The following is a 20,546-nucleotide window of genomic DNA, read 5'->3' on the forward strand; positions in this document are numbered from 1 at the left end:
ATCCGAGATGATTTACCCACCAGTTCATCTTTGGACGATCCTTATAGTGTGATGGCGATATATGAATTATTTTCCCATGAATGTCTGTGATATTTTCTTGGCCGCGGAAAATTGTGGTGCTTTTATCTCCCCGACCAGATAGACTTCTGGTGATCGCCCTATGCAAATGCCCCCCGACCTGACTCTGACAATTGGAATTCTTGCCGCTCTTATCAGTATACTTTCCGCAGCCTACCTGATCCACATCTGGTATTCATTCCCTAATCGGCTCTTGACCGATCTGCCACTGATCTTTGGTGTCTCTCTGGCGTTTCAGGGTCTCAACACACTTCTTCAGACCTTGGTGCTTGCAGGAGTCTTTCCAAACACTCTTGACTTTCTACGAGTACGGGCTGTTGTCATAGGCTTTCTTGTATTTCCAATTCTTCCGGGCCTCCTGAATATTTGGGCCTTCAAATACAAACAGTATCATCTGCGGGTCGTTGGCTTGGTTGCTGTCTACTGGTACACGATCTTGCTCTTAGCTCCCACTGCTCAGATATTGATGGCCCTCCTTATCCCTGTGATGATCGGCATCATGCTTGGTTTCATTGGTACCTTTGCAGTGACATGGCGAACGGGACGCTTGAAAGAAGTAAGAAGCGATTTCATGCTTGTATCGCTACTCATTATTTTGGCAAGTCAGATGTTGCGCGTCCCGCTCTATTCAATCGGAATCTCAGTTCTCTCTGATATTATGAATGCCATTGGTACTATTATTGCAGCCTTGGCCTTCATCATCCCCTCTCTCTCCCGTGCGACCAATCGTCAAGAGGAATCGCCCCCCGTCTCATCTGCGGTCATGGTCTGAGATCATCAGGGCGATTCCTTTTGGCCTAGAGCTCAAGCAGATCGCGCACGTCACTATTGCTTGTGAGTGGTGTGGGCTTGCACTGGTGGTGGCGTTGAGACACGACCCTATCATAAATTGAGGTGTCCATGCTCTTGATGGTCGTAGGTGCAAGAGCCCCCGTTTCTCGTACGACGCGAAACTCCTCGTTTATGGTCTTCATGGTCTCCTCAAAGGCGGCCACGAATTCATCGGACTTTACTTGATCACTATTGCGGAACATGGCAAGGATCTCGTAATGGCCAATTCCGTTCTCAACAGTTCCATAGACTGTATAGTCCATGACTTCTGCGTCTGTCTTCAGGCAGGCCGCAGTTATTGCAGTAGTTACATGTGCGGCTGTTATCTTCTCGCCTGATAGATTGACCACATTCCCTCGTCTTGAGATCCCTTTGATACTGACCGGGTCTGTGTCAATGACCGTGATCACATCTCCCATTCGATATCGATAGTACCCTTGGGCATTGGTGACAACGATCTCATACGTATACCCCTTCTTGACATCCGTGATCGGGACGGTCTCAGGTTCTACTTCGTCGATCACATTCTCAGGGATAAACTCGATAAAGTTGGTGTTGGGGAATATCTGAATTCCTTTTCCCTCACCCTGTAATTGTCCGGCGAATACCCCCTCCGATGCACCATAGATCTCTCTTATCTTAACTAAGGGAAATGTCTCAGAGATCCATTTTTTGTAGGGGCCTGAATCGATTCCTGTTGCTAAGAAGAGTCGAAGGTTTGGCCACAGCTGGGACACGTCTATTCGTCCCTCGTCATCGATCACTCGCCTGAGCTTGTCTTCGTATGGTGTCCCTCTGAATCTCTCAAGGAGCCATGGTCCGTATTCGTTCTGCATTCTTCTGACCAGTGCCAGTGATAATGTGGTTATTCCCTGAAGCCCTGTCACATCTTCTTTGACCATGAGTTCGGCATATGCTCGCATCTTCTCGTCCATATCAGAGATGTTGAAGACATCCTCGCCCGGTTTCATGAGTTTCTTGAACAGGGGGTTCATGAATCTTCCATATGTTCCGGTTGCATAACCTACTGGAATGCCATTAATATGATCGAGGACTGCCGCTGCACCGAACGTGATCAGCGAGCCATCAATGATTCTTGCATTCTCCTCTTCTTCAGCGATGAATGCCATCCATGTCATCATTGTGCTCTTGGCAACGTCTTTGACTCCACTTCTCGTGATCGGCATTCTCTTGGGTTTCCCCGTCGTTCCCGAGGTCTGAAGATACCAGACCACCGGATCCTTTGTGAGGATCTGCCCTCGTGGCTCCTGATAGATCATCTCTAGGTACGGTCGAAGTCTATATGCATCAGTAAGGGGCACCCGATCCATATATTCCTCCGCAGAAGAGATGCTTCCAAAATCGAACTTGCGTCCATAAAGTGTTTCTTTGTTCTTCTTGATGATTTTCATCAATTTATCTTGGGTCACTTCCCATGAGTGTGTCAAAAGATAGTCGATCTCTCTGACTTTCTTCTGAGCAACCCGTGATATTATTTTCCTCATGATTGCCATCTGCTTGCCTCCGGAATGCGTCATTCCGATGCTTACCATAGTGGAAATCTAGACCATTGTATGTTATGGCAATAGTTCAATTAGCGTCTAAAGCATTGATTCTTGTTTTACACAACGTATAAAAATCTTAATAACGGAAAGGCCAATAATGATGGCGTATATCTCCATAATTCTTCTATGAAGACTATTTGATGATGCATTCAGTAGCTTTTTTATGGTTTTTGCAGCAACATCCCATAATTTGAAAAAATAATTGCTTGATTGTTGATCTTGGTCGTGCAAGTTGGATCTTGTGCGGATGCCACATGCATGACGCTGTTATTTTTTTAAAAAGGTGCGTTTGTTCATCTCTTCCTCGCAGAATCCAAAAAAAGCTACTCAACGACAAGGCAATATTGGATATGGTGCTAATTGGTCTGAAATACAATGCTATTCTTGCCCTTTGCGTTATTACGATTGTTTACAATCTTGATTTTTCGATAATATCCCCCATTAGCGACAAATGGCATGTGGGGGTAAACTGAATTCCTTTTGATTTCCCTATAGTTCTTGGTGAGCACATGATAAAGCAACTTGAGGAACAATTTACTGCTGCCGTGAGTTCTCAAGAACTCATTGCAGGGATGACGGATGTAACAAAACATCTGCAGATCACATTCAACTCTGCAGATTGTAATATTATTCGTGCACTTCTCCAGGCTGATAGTAAACGTCCGGTACTGGTGTTAGTGATCGGCTTTCGAAGCGAGATGCTGATCCCATTCACTCAGACGCATTTCCGTGCAGTCGGAGAATATCTCCCATGTGATATCCCGGGTATTGTCCCAGCACTTGCAGCGGTAATCAATCATCAAGGCAAAGGGATCGTTGCAAATGCCGTAGTACGTGGAGATGTGACTCGACTTGTCTTGGTCTTTGAGGGAAAGGCAAGTCATAAGGACTCTCCGATGACTTCGTTAGTGACCAGCCTGTACAGATTCTTCAAGAGTTGGATGGACTGGTCAGCGGTCCTCCTGTCCATCATCAATAATGATCCTGTTATTGGTGAGTGGTCGCTTGACTGGCGGGAGTTTTTGGCCGGCGAGAGCGGTCTCATGACAATGCCTTGGTTTTCGCCACTGACGTATACCGAGCGATCAATTGCGCTTGAGCGCATTGTGTTAGCATCCAAGGCACTTCTGTCGTCAGTTCTCTCAGAGGAACAGGCTGATGACCCAATGATCCGGTATCTTGACAGATGGATGACCTATCTCAGGCCACTATCCCAGATAACCTATGATATGGATGAGTCCGAGGGGGCGCGTGCCTAATGTATGTTCAGACATCGATGAATGCTCACCAGTCATTAATGATCTCTGACCATGACTATCCTTGGCTTGCAGGTGCCGCCTATGGTCTTGGCGCAAGAGTATCCGTCCCCGCCGAGTACGTAAGATATCTGCAACGAGATATTCGAGACCTCAATATCGAGCCTGTCAGACCCGGCGAGTCTTACGATCTCGATGATGGCGTATGCAGTTCTGCCTATGATGTCCTTGGGGGACATGTGAGTGTCACCGGAGTGATCCATCCAGCAGGCCTCTTGTTTCCAGTGCCTGCACCCCTACAGGAATCGGTCACTGAACTTGTACGGGTGGCTGAGGTCTTAGATGAGGAATGGATGATCGTTCCCAAAAGTGAGATTGAGCGATTTATGAAATTGGTTCCCTTGAAGGGGCCACATGCTAAACGGTTGATGGAGGTGGAGTCATGATTTCTTTAGAAGAGGTTCCGGGTGTTGGCCCGACATTAGCAAAGAAGCTACGAGCCGTATTCGTCATAAGTGCAGAACTTCTTGCAGTTCAGAATCCTGTTGAGCTCCAGGCAAAGGCCAGCATTGGTGAAGGTACTGCTGTGAAGATCGTGCAGAACGCTCGTCGTCTTCTCAATATGGACGATTTTCGTTCGGGTATTGAAGTCGAGCGTGCTATGCGAGAGGCAACACGTCTGACCACAGGGATCGAGTCGTTAGACGAACACCTGATGGGCGGGATCGAAGAGGGTTCAATAATTGAGATATATGGGGCTGCACGTGGTGGGAAGACCCAGTGGTGTAGCTACTTTGCCGTGCGTTCACAGCTCCCGCGGGAGGAGGGCGGACTGGAAGGTAGGGTTCTCTGGCTCGACACCGAATCGAGTTTCAAACCATGGCACATTCGAGGCATAGCATACAGATACAAGATGGACCCTGATGTGGTATTAGGGAATATTGAGCACATTCCAATTGTTCTGTCGTCACAGATCACAGAGAAATTCCTTACGATCCCTCAACTCTGTGCAAAGGGTGACTACAAGTTAGTCATTGTGGACTCATTGACCAGTCTGTTCCGTGTCGAATATACTGGACTTGACACTCTTAGAATTAGGCAGCAGGCGATCAACTCTCTTCTAAATGTGATGCGCAGGACGGCAACGGCAACAAAGACGGTCTTTCTGTACACAAATCAGGTCATGGCCCATATCTCCACCTATGGCGGTAATCCCAACCAACCCATAGGCGGCCACATTCTCTCGCACGGATCCGATTACCGTTTTTACACACGGCGAAAGGGAGCGGGCGAGCGTATTTTGACATTGAACGACAATGCCGGAATTCCCGAGTTTACAATTAACTTGGTCAATGGCTGGGGCGGCTTCTACGCATCAAAGACGGACATGAAGGCGGTCGAACCCGAAGTGAAGGCGTATCTTGCGAGTCAGGGTTACGTCATTGCTGGGACCGAGCCCATGGTGATGAGTGTGCCCGGCGCAGCAGCAGAAAGCGAAGAGGAGTGAATGGCATAGTGAGTCGAGAACGCGGTATGTTCAGAGTCTACGTCTGCCCAAAGTGTCGTAATGTCGATTACGTCTGCGTAGATGGCGAAGGAGAGCCTTCCAAATGTAGCAAGTGCGGTTACATCATCGTGGACACTCCCGGAATGATCTATGCGGTCACAGTGCAAGAGGCCGAGGAGAATGTCCAAGAGCTTGCTCAGATCATTGAAGTGCAATCTCGTGTGGGACGCATCTCTCGGGGGCGTGGAATCAAACGGCGGGTCCAGGACATCATCACTACGTTAGTCGAGATGAATCACGGTCGTCCTGTCTTATTCTCTAGTGTATTGCAGGAATGCATCGATGCTGGTATTGAGGTTTCACGAGCGGTCCACTTCATCACGCTTCTTGAGAGCGAGGGTCGGATTTCGAGTGATGGTATTGTTGTTGAGATAAAGGAGGATTACTGAGAATGACTGAGGCAATAAAACAGGTCTGGAGTGGTCGGCAAGCATCCGGGATCTCTCAGCGGTCCATGATCAATCTGGTGAATCTGCTTCTCAGGGACACCGACCACCGAATTACTATCTTACAGAGGGGTGCAGGCCCCGACCCTGAGGTGTATGTAGTTACTACTGTTCAGTGGCGTGATCGTGATGCGACCCGCCCCTTGCTGCCTCAATTACCTCGACTTCTCTCATTGTTGGAGACCCTGCGAGGAACTCGTGGCGTGCCAAGTCAGATCTATCTTGACAGCCTTGATGGTGTGTCAGTATTTCTCCCCACTGGGACGCACCTCTCTCAGATTCCCACGACCTCGAAGGATAGTGTACGGAAGCTGATGGACCTTGTTGAAGAGTCGGTCAGTCATCTCTATTCAACAATGCAGGAGGTCGAGTCATGGTTCTGGAGAGCGGCACGACGGAAAGGGTTCAGTCCTCAGATTGTTGAGCGAATGGCACGCAAGGAACGGCACTTTGATTCCATCGGACTCGAACATAACTTTCACGAACTGTTGCGGGCCTACTTCTCCGTTCGATTCAGGATCCATCGGAGTGAGTCCGTGCTTCATGTGGAGGGAGAATGATGACTTCAGCGGCACTGAATCCTATGCGATATTTTCCATATACTCCTAGGCCGCATCAGGACAGTGCCGTGGAGCTTGCTGCTGATGTCTTCTACAATCGTTCGGTCGGCCTTCTCTCAGCCGATTGTGGTGTTGGAAAGACGATTGCAGTTCTTGCTGGTTACCTTGCAGCACGCGCAGATGATCCCACGGCTCGACTGTTTGTAGTCACACGTACCCATTCGCAGACACGGGTATTTGAGTCAGAACTGGAAGTCCTTCGTCGAGCTGATCCACAGCTCACAGCCACTTCGCTGGTCTCTCGTGCACGAATGTGTCCTCTAAGGTCTCAGATGGACTCGTTGGACAATTCTGGGTTCATGCATGCCTGCTCTATGATGATCCGTACTGGTCGCTGTTCGTACTTTTGGAGCATGTACTCAAAGAGCGAAGGCCGCGTCAAGCTTCGAGATAGTGCTAGAGGAATAATCTATGACCTGCTCTCTCAGGGTGTTGTCACTCGCAAGGTTGCAGAGGATGTCTCCCACTCTGAGGGGTTCTGTCCGTATGAGGTTCTCAAGAATGCAGCACGTGATAGCAGAGTCATCATAGGTCCCTATTCTTATCTATTCCAGAGCAAGGTCCGTGATGCAACGCTCGCCTTCATCGGAGTTGAACTTGGCAATCTGGATGTTATCGTTGATGAGGCGCACAATCTTACCGATCATGTTCTTGACTCGGAGACCGCACGCCTCACCGGGTCGGATCTGATCTGGCTACGGGAAAAACGTGACAATATCGTCAAGACCACTGGGGCACAGTGGACTGGAGATGCAATTGATTTTCTCTGGGAGACCCTCCTCTTAGGTCTCGATGGTCTTGGGAAAAAGTCCGAACGGCAGCTGAACAAGTGGGATGTTGCCCCTCGTTTTGTCAATGAGGCTTCTCTCAAGACCATGATGATGAAATCGCGTGATAGTACCAATGACCCTGATATGCTTGCGGCCAGCGAGACCCCTCTTGACCGTATGTTGGAATTCCTCTATGCTGCGACACAGGCTGTCAAGAGTGATGACTGGCATGTGACACTTCATCTGAGACCGTCACGCTTCGAAGAGCCCGATGTGGCCCGTGCCTCACTGACTGTGCGACCTTTCAACTCTGCCGCATTAGCAGGTCCTGTTCTCAAGTCTGCACGCTCGGCGATCCTGATGTCCGGTACCCTGCGGCCAACAGAACACTATGCACGCCTGATCGGAGTGACTGGTGCCGCCTCCGCAGAACTTGCGAGCCCGTATCCACGTGGCACACGTCTAATTCTGATCGATCGACAGCTCTCAACAAAATACACAGAGCGCAGTCCTTCTCTCTGGAAACATATCGCAGAGCGGATAAGTACTGCTCTCACAAGCATGCCCGCCAATAAGAGTGCTCTCGTGGCATTTCCCAGTTACGCAATGATGCGTGAAGTGATGAGTTACGACATAGATTTTGGATTCAGAGAGTCGCTCATTGAGGCTCCGGGTTCACGACTGGATGTGCTTGTTGATGCGGTCACGAGTGGTCCTCATGCGATATTCTCGGTGTACGGCGGAAAGTTCAGTGAAGGGATCGATATTGTTGAGGGTGGGTCAAGCTGTATCGATCTTATCATCGGAGTAGGAATCCCCTTCAGCCCTCCGACAACGTATCATCTGGCACTACAGGACTGGCTTGACAATCACTTTGGGAAGGGGATGGGCTACTACTACGCCGCCACCATACCCACACTTCGAAAGGTCGTCCAGCTTATCGGTCGGCTTCGTCGGTCCCCAAAGGACTGGGGCGTCGTAGTTCTTCTCGATAGACGATTCTTGAGACATCTTCGGATCATGGGTGACGATGTTGCCTCGGACATGTGGCCCTTTTCCTCTGGTAGCGAGATGCATGACGCTATAACACAATTTCTGAGTTTGAGGGAGGCAGGTCTACTGTGAACTTTCGTGATCTTATGCTTTACAAATGGTACATCGTGGGAGCGCTTGTTATCGCCTTTGTTGCTCGTTACATCATTATTAGTCAAGACATCGTATCGACTGTGGCTGTGACTGCTGCTGTTGGTATTGTGATCATCTTGGCTCTCTCATCACGGGCTCTTGCGGGTAGACCGGAGATACTGTGGAACGAACCGATGGGTGTGATGGTCATCCTTCGGCCATGGATCGTTGAGGTCAGTGCCGCACGCTTGATCACCAGTGTGCCCTTGGGCATTGATCTGGAGCATTCTGCTGTGAAGGCATTACGTGCTCTTCATCGGGTCACTCGTGAGGCGCAGAATGCGTCCGTGAAGTTCTTCGTGATGCGTCCACTTGGTGATGGCACTACTCGTATTGGAATGATGGTCACCCGTCGAGGCTTCCGGTTTCACAATGGTGTTGCAAAGGCCAATGTCTTAGCCAAGGCTGTGTCGGAGTACGCCGCGGTACTGGAGGGATCTCTTCGTGCAGCCTATCCTCACGTTCCAGTAGTTCGCGCAGGTCTTGCGGAATTGCTTGGTGTCTATTCAGGAGGTGTCTACGGAATTGCATGAGCTTCACATACCTCCTGGGATAAGTCTAGACCGGATCATGCATATGCTTAAGGTGGGCCATGGATATTCTTGGCAGATTCTTTTCAAGCATCCACTCCTCCTCTCCCATGGCACACCTCCACCCGGTCCAATGCCTGAGGTCTTAGTCGTTGGTCCGGACCGTCTGATCTTTGAGGATCCTACTGATTCCTCCCTTGAACGGTTCCAACGTCTGATCGATCTGTTCTCACGGCAACCAGTACTGGTCATTGAGGGTGATTTGGAGTGACGAAACGAACGATCATGGGTGGCAAGCCCGAGACCGACCCCCTTGCAGAGCTTGGTGCAAAATTCTCCAAATCGGTTCCAATGGACCATGTCTTCTGGATGAATCGAGCACGACGTATCCCGATGTGGAGAATATTCCTTCTCTCTCTGACCGTGTTTATTCTTGGTTTCTATCAACCTGTAGTGATGCTCACGGGGGCCATTATCATCTTGGTCATTATCTGGTTGCTTCCGGGGCAAAGACCAGCTCGTGAGGAGGCAGCAATTGCATCTAATGCATGGACCCATGTTGAGTTTCCTGAGGTGACACTGGCCGTTGAGAATGATGTTCTCTTATGCAAGTCGCATCATGGTACTCACTATGTCACAGGAATGGTCCTTCCCGAGGCTTCAGGTCGGTTGGCCGGAGACCTCAGTGCCCTTCTAAGATCACTTCCTATGGACCATGGTTTCACGCTTGTCGTAGAGCTTGACCCCGAACCTACTGATTGTGTTCGCGAGTCCGGGGTGGTGGAAGATCTTCAGGAGGTCTTCTTTGACGAGATGCCTGACGCTCAAATTGATAGTTTCTTCCTGAGTCGAGGCTTTATCTGGAGCACACGCACAGCAATTGTCGGGCATGTCGCATCTCCCGGCGACGTTCCGATCTTTCAGAGTTCTGTTGTTGGTGCACTTCCAGAGACCCATTGGACACCGATCAAGAGCAGGTCTCTGGCCCAATCAATTAACGAGTTTGATGTGAGTGGGTCACGAGGCTTCTATGCGACTGGGAAAGAACTCTCAGAGTGGTTGGTCCAGCTTGCTGGCGAGCTTGCCTCAGAGATCGGAGGGAATGTTCCCGGGGAATTTCTTAGTCCACTTCGTCCACCATCCAGTACCTATCCTATCGGGCGAGTGATCAATCCCGAGACCCTTCAGATCGGTTCTCCTGCCGGGCTTGATCATAATGACTTTCTGAACGGGCTTCTGATTGGTGGCGGCACAAATGATGATCGACGCCATGTTCTGACCTTGGTGGTACAGCGGCTACTCGCGCAAGGAAAACGTGTGGTCTACATCGCTACTGATCCCACTGCTCGTAATATTGCGGCTCTTGCACCTGATGGAATATGCCTGACCTTGGGCCGTGATTTTGTGCTCAATCCGATGGACCCTGAGGGGATACCTCAGAAGTCCTATGTGAGTCAGTTGATGAAGGCGCTAGAGGTTGTACTATCAACAAAACTCAGGGGTGCAGTGGAACTAGAACTTGCTCTAATGAGGGCAATATCAAGTGGAAGTGCTACACTCGCTGATGTCCGGCTTGATGATGTGATCGACGACGATCCCGATTCCGGACTGGCAACAGCCCCCTCACGTTCCTCTCCTTCCATGAACCAGTCCGAGTATGGCCTTGCTGGAATTCAGAGGCTCTACAAGGGTGAGGGTGCCAATGCATTTTATGGGACTCAGAGTGCACCCACTGACCTGATCGCTCAACACGGTCTCACAGTAATTCTTGCAGGAATTGACCGCGCCGAGATCGAAAAGTTCGCTTTGGATCTACTTGCCATCAAATTTGCAGGACTGCGACCTGATCCCGATCTCGTCATCATCTTCGAGAATGCTCCCAATTTCAAGACACGCACGATGCCGGAGCGAAGTCAGGAGCCTTGGCGTGTATCATGGGTTGAAGTGATGATCAAGCAGCTTCTACATCGGGGCGGTCTTGTCTTTGCGACTGATGACTTCAACGGTCTTCCCAAGGTCATTGTCTCACAGTTTTCTGCCGCGATGATGTTTAGGCTTCAGAACACTAGTGACATCTCAATAGCAAGCGATCTGCTTGGCTTGAGTGTCATTCAGCATGGTCTCTACAGTTCCTCACGTAGATCGCCGCAGGAGTCATCATATCTGCGCACTATGCCACAGGGAACCGTCCTCTTCAGACCGATCGCGGCAACTACCTGTTTTCCGGTCAAGCTCGATTCCGCTCCCGAATTAGTACCACTTGACATGGATGCTGTTGAATCACGTCTTGCTGCTCTTGTCTCTCCTAAGGAACCAGAGAGCGAGGAACGACGTGATAGTCTTCTCTTCAGGGTGGCAGGTCGGGATCATGCTCTCGCTCTTGAGGTACTGCGCCTGCTTGAGAGGTACGAACCCTTAACGACTGGGGCCATTCAGCGATTCCTGCGTTCGACACAGGGAGAAGATGTAGACATTGAGGGTGTGCTCTCTCGTCTAGAACGGGCCAGTATGGTCCTCCGAGGACACGAGGTTCATGGTAATGTCTCGTACATCAACTTCAGGCTTACAATGAAGGGCGCAATGGCATTGAAACAGGCTGAGCAGGAGGCGAAGGACACTTGACCGTCATGATTGAAGATATCTCCTCACAGGTGCTACACATCGTTGGCTCTCTGAACATGCAACCACGTGGCGTGCAAGAGAGAGCAATAGAACATGGTCTTCTTGACGGAAAGAGCATCATGATCAGCTCGCCAACAGGGTCGGGGAAGACCCTTGTCGGAGAGATGGGAGCGCTCCGCGCAGTTCTCTCAGGGAAGCGTGCAATGTATCTTGTGCCGCTGCGGGCACTTGCTGGTCAGATCCATGATGTTCTTACAACGCACTTTAGCAAGTACAACATCAAAGTTGGTGTCAGTACTGGCGATTTTCATCTTGATGCAGAACACCTCGCGCAATGCGATATCGTCGTGACCACCTATGAACGAGCAGACTCCCTTCTCCGTCGAAATGCTGCTTGGCTTTCCGAGCTGGGTACGGTGGTCATCGATGAGATTCAGACGATCTCAGAGCCCGGGAGGGGCGCACGTCTGGAGTCGCTCATTATACGACTCAGACGACTCATTACTGACCTGCAGATCGTTGCCCTGTCTGCAACAATAGGGGAACCCGATGAATTGGCTGAGTGGCTGGGTTGTGACTTGGTGCACTCAGAGGATCGTCCGGTTCCCCTTCACTACAGTATTGTTCCGACAAGTGACCGTTTCAAGACCATGCATAATCTTGTCATGACCACAGTCCGAAGTGATGGCCAGGTGATCGTCTTTGGACGTACCCGCAAAGATGCTGAGAGATATGCGACACGTCTTGCAATTGATGTTGGGCGACAGATGACCAATGCTGAAAAGACCAATCTGGATTCCGAACTGGGATCAGTCGAGAACTTTGATGTCAATCTTCCTCCAGAGCTTAAGGCGTTGTTGCACGACTCGGTGGCTTTCCATCATGCTGGCCTCTCATATGCCGCACGTGATCTCGTTGAGCGCCTGTTCAAGAGAGGGCTTGTCCGGGTCATCTGTGCAACTGCCACTCTCTCTGCTGGAATTGATTTTCCTGCACGAACGGTCATAGTGGTCAATGCTCGTTCACCTCAGGACCATCGCCGGCTCTTGTCGGCAAATAGGATCCATCAGATGTTGGGACGCGCAGGAAGACCGGGGAAGGACAAATTTGGTATTGGCATTATTCTTGCAGGTAGTGATGGTGAGGCGAGCCACCTTCGCCAGCGTTACTTTGATGTCTTTCAGGATCCCGAGACCGATCAAGAGGTTCTCATTCCAAAATATGAACGAGTACGAAGCGTGCTTAATGAGTCAGAGGCTCTCACCGAGCAGCTCTTGGTCGCGCTTGATGCGTTTAATGAGGTTTCACTTGACGAGCTTGAGGACACAGTCTTTGGTGAGTCCTATCTGGTCTTTTGTGGCATCCGTGACACACGATCACCGCTTCGCCTGCTCAATCTTGGTGAGATATCGGCAACATCTGCGATAGAAAAGCATGCATTAGGCGATACGATCCGTGCAGCGCGTGAGAACGTCATCGGTCGGGTGGTCCTTCGTGAGAAGAATGACACTACCATTGGGGGGTTGGCTCGTGATTGGGATGGAGCGCAATATACCTGTAGGTTCTCTTCACGGGTCTCTTCAGACGGACTGGTTGAAGGTCCGATGTGTTCATGCGGGACTCCCATTGACGGATCTGGGATTCTCTGTTCCCACTTGGTCGCGCTGGGGTATGCCGCCTCCAAAGAACTAGGTTCCCTTGCAGACTATGTGATCCCCCTTGCTCTGGGCGAGACCAGTCCTTTCCGTGTTCTGGTACGCCTCGATCTTGCTGAGGGCGGTTTCGAAGGCAAGGTACGACCTACTCCTTTAGGCCGATTGGTGAATCGCCTCTATCTGCGAATCTCGACCATTCGTGAGATGCGTGCACTGTTACCCTCGGTACATGATAGTGCTGACCTTCTCTGGCTATTGCGTCATCTCATCTCACTTGAGATGGGCTCGGAGGTCAACGAGTCGTTTGACGAGTTACTGGCGGGTCTGGTATCGACTGATCAGCCTCTCAGTGTCCTTGCTGCAAATGCGGGGCTGAGCGAGGGTGATGCATACGGTCTCGTAGATACTGCTCGTTGGTTGACGACTGCAATTTCTGTTGTTGCTGATCATGGTGGTCTTGTTGAGACCGCTACACTGGCTCAATCACTGTTACTGGCTCTTGAGCGAAAGAGCCCGGAGACAAAAGCTACTCAATCTAAGGAGAGTGAATAATCGATGGCAATACTTGACGAAAAGGGTATCATACCTACTGAGATGCGCGGGACTGCACCTGACACCCCGAATGATATTGAGACCGCGCTGAATAAGACTGGCTACCATTCGTGTTCGTTTCCAAATGGATTCACTTTTGGTGTCAAATTTGAGGGGCTACATGGAACTCGCGGTGTCCATGTGGATGTTGTCATTTGCTTGGACTTGCGAGTCGCTCGTTTCGGCGCGAGTGGGCTTGCCATGCGTGCTGCGGTCCTTGAGACCGTGAATCGGACTCTTGATCAAATACTGGTCGATGTGGGACTTGGCGGTCTATTTCAGGAGCAGTCTGTCTTGACGCCACGTGGTAAGGTCCGAATGCCTATTCTTCGTAGTCCTGACGGAAGGAGCTCTTCCTATGTTCATGAGACACGCAATATCTATGTGATCACCGACGGAGTGCGGCCCTCCATTGATCTCTCATGGTTGACGGACTCAAAGCGAATTGTTCCCGCCGCAGAGTTTGCTCTTCTGAGGAACAGTGATGCGCGTGCTATGTTGCCGGTCCTGACAGAGAAGGTCACTCCCGATAAATGGGTCGCACTAGAGCATGCCGTGAAGACGGGTTGGTATAGTGTGATAGCCTTGGTCGGAGTTCTTGTCGGACTGGCGACCTTGGCGAACAGTATCAGTTTCGGTGTGGGTACACCACTTCTTCCTCTCCTCCTGACTCTCTCCTCCCTCACAGCCTTTTTGTATCTGTTCAGGCAGAGCTCGGCAGATATTCAGCGCTTTGAGGGGTACTGCGTCGTGGAGCGTCAGCGCTTGGATGTCATTGGTGATAAGAACCGGATAGATCAAGCCCTTCGTGAGAACAGTTCGATGTTGTCCATCGTTGGAGACCTCAACTTTATGATCTCGCCTCTTATGGCCTCCGCGGCAGAACAGCTTAGGGCAGCAGACCTTGATGGAGCTGTGTCCTCTGCATGTTCGATCTTGGACGAGTGTGTACGAAGTTCTCCCTCTCGCATCTCATCGGATGATGCTCTGAGTAGTGCAGATGAGGGTCTCGCCAAATTCTTGGGGCTCTTTGAGAGTCTTGGTACTCCTGTAGAACAAGAACGGCTCGCATTGGCCTATGTGGCTTTTACTGGGTATCCTGTGAACACTCTTACTGAGGCAGAGGTTGCAGAGCATATTGGGATTCTCAACAACTCTCTCTTTGACGCTGGAATTCTGAGACCTCAGGTCAAGGAGTCGGTGGATGATCTGCTTAATGCATGGGCCATGAAGATGGCAGCAATGGATCTCACCCGTGAACTTGAGGCCGAGACCGGGTCCGCTGAAGAATCCCCCTCTGAGACCGATGAGGCTGCGACTGGGGATGAGGAGTTAGCCGTGGCAAGTGAGATCGTGAGCGCGGGTCTCACAGAGAAGGACGGGCCCGCCATAGATGAAGAGATGCCTGTCATTGAAGCCGAGGATGCGTGATATGACGGATAGTAACGGGATTCTCTCACAGTTAGGCCTCTCCGGCCTCATTCATGTCTGGGGGCTACCTGCCTCGGGGAAGACCCTTTTTGCGGTGAATGCGGCTGCAACTGCATCTCGTACTGGGCGGGTGGAGTGGTTCAATTGCGATGGCAAACGAAGTTTTGTTCATTCACTGATGCAGGTCGTAAAACAAAAGCAGGGTGACCCAAGTAACGTCATGGTCTCTTTTCTCACGGACCGGGAGGATATGCTTCAGACCATTCTGGATCTTCCTAAATCGTTAGATGATGATGTCACTTTGGTAGTCATTGACCCTCTCACAAGGGTCCTTGATATGGCACGCACAGATCCCATTCTCTGGGGACGGGAACTCGTCGAGGACGTGCTCCCAGTACTTGCCAGTCTTGTGTTAAATCATTCAACTGATGTACTCATCATCAGTGAGAGCCGGACGTTGATAGATCGAGGTACTATTGCTGTGCATCACTCAACTATTCGGCGTTGGAGCGATTTCGATGTTCTTGTGCAACGCGGGATCTTGAGTGGCCGCTCTGAACTCATCATAGGCAATGATACTCCTACTCCCAGTGTTCTTGGTGATCTTGTCCTGCTCAAGTCTACGGGTCCTGACGTGATCGTACATGGGTCCACTGATTACTTTCAGGAGGTCTGAAGAGTATTGCTGCTATTGCCGCTCAAACGGATCATTCGATACCTCATCATCGGTGTCTTGTTGCTAGTCTTTGGAGGACACGCGCTGTCGCTCATTGTGTCGATAGTGCTTCTCTTTAGGCTGGGTAATCCCTTGCCTGCTATTGTAGTGATAGGTCTCATGTTCTTTCTATCGTGGTTTGAGGGGCATGTGCGACTACATCAGATTATCCATCGAGTCGTCCGTATGATCACTCTGGTCGCTGTAGGATTCACAGCAGTGACGACATTTTTCATCTGTCTGGGATTTGGGTATGCAGTTGCAGTGGCCGCGCCTCTCGTGCTTGTCATACTTGCAGCAGTGATGAATGACTGGTCAGGTCTACAATCGTTCTTCTCCTTGAAATTCATGGTCCCACGGAAGACCACCGGCATGGGTCTCTTTGCGTATCTCCTGAATTCCGATCCCCCCGCTAATACCGAGATCATGATCACATCGTCTGATAGCTTTGATCTGCTCTTTCGTCTGATTGCCAGTCGCCCCCTGCTTCCAATCTCTCTTGTTGTCTACAGGGACTTTGTTGCAATTGTCTTTCGAATCGATGACCCCACACTCCTGTCAAAGACCCATGAGCTCTTGCGTTCGTGGAGTATTGATCTGGCGCCCCCCTCCACTCTTCTAGCAAGAGCGATCATAGCAGGTCCTGCCCTCATAGGCCTGTCCGAGTCAACAGAGTATATGCTCTCCTCCGATCCCGATACAATTGCAGCTCTTGTAGAACGACAAATTCCAGGTATGATCGTGACCAGTAGTTCTGGTGCTATTGCTGTTGCTGTTCCAAGTGAGAATGCAATTGGAATGACTGGTGTCCCCGTTTCCTCGTCTATTGTTGCAACCGCTTTCCGAAATCAAATGATTGCCTCCTTGGTGATGAACGATGTCTGATACTACCCGTTTCTCTCTCGACTCTCTGGCAATTGAGACCCGCCCTGTTCTGAGGCTCCCACCACGTGTGCTTCATAATTTCCTTGGCCGATTGTTGCGCCCAGGGGAGATCTCTCTCCTTCATGGTCCTGAGAGGGCACCGCTATCGCTTCTAGCTCATTGGATCTCCATCCATGCCACTTCTAGAAAGCATCCGGTTGCCTATCTTGACTCAGCCAATAATTTCTCCCCCGTGACGGTACGTTCGATGTTGGCTGATGAAAAGAAAGTCAATGCTGTCTTGAAGTTGGTCGGTGTTGGTCATCCTCTTACTCTCTCTGACCTTGAGCGACTGGTCAAGCGAGCAGCCTCTATGGAGGGGCTTCGTCTTATTGTTGTAGACAGTCTCACAGGGTTACTGAATCTCTCAGGTACTCCCGGAACAGCCGAGCGCCAGCGGATGCTCTTTCGAAGCATGGACTCCGTACGCCAGCTGCTCGTCTCATCTGACACCCATCTGATGATGACCGATCACTCTTCTGCATGGTCTTCCCAATCGGCACCACTTGGTGGTCTTGTCTTGGCGCACGCAGTCGATTCCATTGTTCGAGTCATTCGTCTGCCTGAGACTAAGGAGATCTTTCGGCTCGTTATCGAGCGTTCTTCTGCACCCTCTGACTTTGGCGGAATTGTTATTCGTATCAATCATCGAGGTGTGATGTCCGTCAAGCGTGGAGGGGTCTGAGGGTGGGTGTTAGGAACTTTGACTTCATACCTTGGATCTGGTCTTCAGCATCAGAGATCGAGGGGGCGATCGCAGTTGACATGCCCAATTACCTCTCGCGTCGAATGGCTGTGATGCGTACACATGGTGGTCATCAGTCGGAGCGCATCCCTTTTGCGCACGTCACGGTGGCACTGAGTCTGATCAAGGCCACACTCTCTGCCTCTCTCCTTCCAATCCTCATATTTGATGGTTCACCGGAGGCATTGAAGCGGCCGTGTAATCCTGAACTCCTGCATCAGGCACGAGACCTCTATGATCGGTTTATTCGAGATGAGGACCCCTATGATGAGGAGATCGCGGAGCGTCTTACTCGAAGTCCCGCCCTGCTCAGTTACTTTGCACAGTCCCATGTTGCGGACATTGCCCGAGCTCTTGGCGTGCCCACTGTAGTCGCGCCCTCCGAGGCCGAGATGTATGCTGCGGTCTTATCGCGCGACTCGATAGTGACCACTGTGGTCTCGAATGATGTTGACGCTCTCTTGTTTGGTGCGAAGCATGTGACCAAGCAGTTGATCCTCTCACGTAACGAGCTTCTCAGAGTCACGATGGATGATGTCCTTAGGTTGACCGGTCTCTCTCTCAGCCAGCTTCGTGACCTTGCCATCATCTGCGGGTGTGATTTTCATAAGGAGGGTCTGAAAGGGATCGGTCCGCGTAAAGGGATCGCTCTGTTATTGCGCCATCATGATCTTGAGCATGTCCTCAAGGCGAGAGGTCTGAGTAGTTCTCAAATTGAGCCGTTTATTATTGCTCGTGAGACCTTTGATGAGGCAGAAGGTATCATAGTAGAAGAGCAGATGCCGCGTCTGAGTCCTCCCATTGCCTCACGGGTTGAACGGTTTCTTCGGCCAATCTTTGGTAGCCAGAAGGCTGAGCAGATTTCAGAGGATGCGCGGCGACGCTGGAAAGATTTTGGTATTGAACAGGCCTCTCTAGAGATGTGGTTCTGAACTCATCAGGCCCACGGATCGATCCATCTCCGTTTCTTGTAATCAAAGGCATTGAATAGAGCAGTGAGATGGAATGATCTTTTCCGGATGATCGGTTCGACTATATGATGTTCAGCAATGTCTGCAAGATGCTCTGACAGAATTCCCCTGACGATCGCCTTTGAGAATCGGGGGAGCCGAATCTCTGCTATCACATTTCCCAGTTCTCTACGTTTTACATCTGAGTAGAGCACTCGGACCATTGGAAAGAGTTTCGTTATCCAGTCTATGAATTTCTTAATGGCCGACGCTTTGATTCCCTCAGCAGCTAGGAAGAGTGTCTCTGGCAGACCAATGTATTCCAACGCAGGATGATAAAGCATGTTCAGTATTCTCTTTTGAAGAAGTGTTCCCGAAATATTCAGCATCGATCTCTGTAGGTCGATCTGCTTCAAGAAACGTTGTCTATTGCGTTTGGTTGTAATAATGCCCCATAGTACGCTAATCAAGTCGACTCCGCGAGGTGTGATCCTCTCTCTGCTCTCGGCCGATGGGGTTGTTGCTATAGCCCGTGTCCTGATGCGGGGTGGTCTTCTATCGATCCATGGTGCAGTCCACTCGCCAGTGCCACGATCGAACAGGTCAATACGTGCTGAGATCGTCTCTAGTTCAACAGTGAATTGGTCGATCTCGCTAGAGAGTGACGGCGGACCACGTGATTCAATTGGTTCAATATGCAATGTTACTTGGCTGCGTTTTTGTCCGATAAGCATACTCGTGATTATTCCATTATTCGGGGGTCTTCCTCTCTTTAGCGGACTGTTGAGATATCTGTATCTCAGACCCAATACTGAGAGCGATGGAAATGCGCATTCGATGATGAGATCTGCGACCCCATGACTGAGGAACTGGACCGCCATGGAACTTGAAAGCCCCGTAATCTCTCTCACTTTTTCAATAGTGGGTTCGTTAAATCCGTGTCTTGAGCTCAGATATTCAAAGATGTCATAGATCTCTCGGCGTTGTAGAATATTGATCGGTTCCAAGAATGATTGGATCAATGGAAGATGTTCTCTCCGCCCGATGTTGTCTGCGTGTAACGTGATTGGGTGGGCTCCTAATACGATGCTATATTTTCCAAGTTCGTTCCGTAGTGATTTCCGTAAAGAATTCAGAATGGTCGGTTCCATTAATCGAGTTGTATCTTGGCTCGTCACAGATACCAGCCATTCCGGAAATCGCTCTTGAAGAAGTGGGTCCTGTGGGGATACTATCGATAGGCTCTCTCGTGCGTTTTCAAAATGCCTCTTGTATTCCTCTGCTGTGATCTCGCTATACGATTGATCAATAAGGTGTTGTAGTATCTTTTTCTTTGTCATCTCAGTATGCCATTGCCAGATCTTTTCCAGCCACGGAATCCGTTGTCCTGTCAATTTTGCAGTAAGGCTGATTTTCAGAACCCCTGCTGCAAGAAGATTCAATCCCTTGGGAACCGTATGTTGATGGATACGATGGCTTATGTCGTTGAGCAAGATATGTCCTAGCGCTACTACGAGAGAGTCGCGTATTGAATGTTGCAAGGTTGGAGGTAATATTGACTCGAGCTTTTCCCTGACAGTATTCCCAGTTATCATAAGAGGTCGGTCGATCCCTCTGAACCTTTTGCTCACCTCATTGACTCGAAGAATTCTTTGTATCTCTACATTACTCAGTGAATTGCTCTCGATGCTTCTCTCGCAATATTCTCTCTCAAACACTGCTGTGTCCAGACGGAATTCTAATTGATCTATCTGAGTTGCGGCAACGCTTTGTAATGCGATGATGTCATCTATGATCCCATATTTACGAAGTCGATCCGTGGTCAATTTGAAGAACGTCAGAGGGGCAGGCATTTTCTCGTTTAACTTCCCCTAAACCTAAAAAAGCTACGCATCGCAACATCAAATCGTTGTCATATCGCGCCTAATTAACTACTTGTACCTATTATACCCCTTTGCGTTATTAAGATTCTTATTATCCGGTCATTCCATTTTTTATACGCTATAAATCGAGAACCGCATTAGGCAATAATGCTATGTTTCTTTGTATTCAGTCTATTAACAGC

18 protein-coding genes are annotated in these 20,546 nt (G+C 50.0%); 16 read left to right on the plus strand and 2 right to left on the minus strand.

Annotated elements, in window-relative coordinates:
- Positions 1-160 precede the first annotated feature (160 nt).
- Positions 161-850: a hypothetical protein gene (locus K9W43_04515; protein ID MCF2136486.1), complete on the plus strand. Its 690-nt coding sequence runs from the start codon at positions 161-163 to the stop codon at positions 848-850.
- Between the two features lie 25 nt (positions 851-875).
- Here K9W43_04515 and K9W43_04520 read toward each other — a convergent pair whose 3' ends face one another.
- Positions 876-2,423: a GH3 auxin-responsive promoter family protein gene (locus tag K9W43_04520; protein MCF2136487.1), complete on the minus strand. Its 1,548-nt coding sequence runs from the start codon at positions 2,421-2,423 to the stop codon at positions 876-878.
- Positions 2,424-2,983: 560 nt separating this feature from the next.
- On the opposite strand from K9W43_04520, the gene K9W43_04525 reads away from it, so the two are divergent.
- The 15 genes from K9W43_04525 to K9W43_04595 are packed head-to-tail and all read left to right on the plus strand — an operon-like array spanning position 2,984 to position 18,463.
- Complete coding sequence (locus tag K9W43_04525; protein MCF2136488.1) at positions 2,984-3,733, plus strand: hypothetical protein; 750 nt, start codon at positions 2,984-2,986, stop codon at positions 3,731-3,733.
- Positions 3,733-4,176, plus strand: coding sequence for a bacteriophage N4 adsorption protein A (locus K9W43_04530; GenBank protein ID MCF2136489.1), 444 nt, complete (start codon positions 3,733-3,735; stop codon positions 4,174-4,176). The genes K9W43_04525 and K9W43_04530 overlap by 1 nt, the downstream gene beginning before the upstream one ends.
- Positions 4,173-5,237, plus strand: a complete 1,065-nt coding sequence (locus K9W43_04535; GenBank protein ID MCF2136490.1) for an AAA family ATPase — start codon at positions 4,173-4,175, stop codon at positions 5,235-5,237. Before K9W43_04530 ends, K9W43_04535 begins: the two co-directional genes overlap by 4 nt.
- Positions 5,238-5,245: 8 nt before the next feature.
- The gene (locus K9W43_04540) at positions 5,246-5,686 is read left to right on the plus strand and encodes a hypothetical protein (protein MCF2136491.1); all 441 of its coding nucleotides are present in this window, start codon (positions 5,246-5,248) and stop codon (positions 5,684-5,686) included.
- A 2-nt stretch (positions 5,687-5,688) separates the two neighbouring features.
- Positions 5,689-6,303: a hypothetical protein gene (locus K9W43_04545; GenBank protein ID MCF2136492.1), complete on the plus strand. Its 615-nt coding sequence runs from the start codon at positions 5,689-5,691 to the stop codon at positions 6,301-6,303.
- Entirely contained in the window at positions 6,300-8,258 is a 1,959-nt protein-coding gene (locus K9W43_04550) for an ATP-dependent DNA helicase (protein MCF2136493.1), read from the plus strand. The genes K9W43_04545 and K9W43_04550 overlap by 4 nt, the downstream gene beginning before the upstream one ends.
- On the plus strand, positions 8,255-8,851 hold the full coding sequence (locus K9W43_04555; protein ID MCF2136494.1) for a hypothetical protein: 597 nt from the start codon (positions 8,255-8,257) through the stop codon (positions 8,849-8,851). Before K9W43_04550 ends, K9W43_04555 begins: the two co-directional genes overlap by 4 nt.
- Positions 8,844-9,119, plus strand: coding sequence for a hypothetical protein (locus tag K9W43_04560; GenBank protein MCF2136495.1), 276 nt, complete (start codon positions 8,844-8,846; stop codon positions 9,117-9,119). Before K9W43_04555 ends, K9W43_04560 begins: the two co-directional genes overlap by 8 nt.
- Positions 9,116-11,470 (plus strand): hypothetical protein, encoded by a 2,355-nt coding sequence (locus K9W43_04565; protein ID MCF2136496.1) that lies wholly within the window; start codon positions 9,116-9,118, stop codon positions 11,468-11,470. Before K9W43_04560 ends, K9W43_04565 begins: the two co-directional genes overlap by 4 nt.
- A gap of 5 nt (positions 11,471-11,475) precedes the next feature.
- Positions 11,476-13,677, plus strand: a complete 2,202-nt coding sequence (locus tag K9W43_04570) for a DEAD/DEAH box helicase (protein MCF2136497.1) — start codon at positions 11,476-11,478, stop codon at positions 13,675-13,677.
- Positions 13,678-13,680: 3 nt separating this feature from the next.
- The gene (locus tag K9W43_04575) at positions 13,681-15,147 is read left to right on the plus strand and encodes a hypothetical protein (protein ID MCF2136498.1); all 1,467 of its coding nucleotides are present in this window, start codon (positions 13,681-13,683) and stop codon (positions 15,145-15,147) included.
- Entirely contained in the window at positions 15,128-15,823 is a 696-nt protein-coding gene (locus tag K9W43_04580; protein ID MCF2136499.1) for an AAA family ATPase, read from the plus strand. Before K9W43_04575 ends, K9W43_04580 begins: the two co-directional genes overlap by 20 nt.
- A 6-nt stretch (positions 15,824-15,829) precedes the next feature.
- On the plus strand, positions 15,830-16,747 hold the full coding sequence (locus K9W43_04585; protein MCF2136500.1) for a hypothetical protein: 918 nt from the start codon (positions 15,830-15,832) through the stop codon (positions 16,745-16,747).
- On the plus strand, positions 16,740-17,471 hold the full coding sequence (locus tag K9W43_04590; protein MCF2136501.1) for a hypothetical protein: 732 nt from the start codon (positions 16,740-16,742) through the stop codon (positions 17,469-17,471). Before K9W43_04585 ends, K9W43_04590 begins: the two co-directional genes overlap by 8 nt.
- Before the next feature lie 2 nt (positions 17,472-17,473).
- Positions 17,474-18,463, plus strand: coding sequence for a hypothetical protein (locus K9W43_04595; GenBank protein ID MCF2136502.1), 990 nt, complete (start codon positions 17,474-17,476; stop codon positions 18,461-18,463).
- Between the two features lie 5 nt (positions 18,464-18,468).
- On the opposite strand, the gene K9W43_04600 is transcribed toward K9W43_04595, so the two are convergent.
- Entirely contained in the window at positions 18,469-20,334 is a 1,866-nt protein-coding gene (locus tag K9W43_04600) for a hypothetical protein (GenBank protein MCF2136503.1), read from the minus strand.
- Between the last annotated feature and the right edge of the window lie 212 nt (positions 20,335-20,546).

The sequence above is a fragment of the Candidatus Thorarchaeota archaeon genome (assembly GCA_021498125.1).
GTDB lineage: Archaea > Asgardarchaeota > Thorarchaeia > Thorarchaeales > Thorarchaeaceae > B65-G9.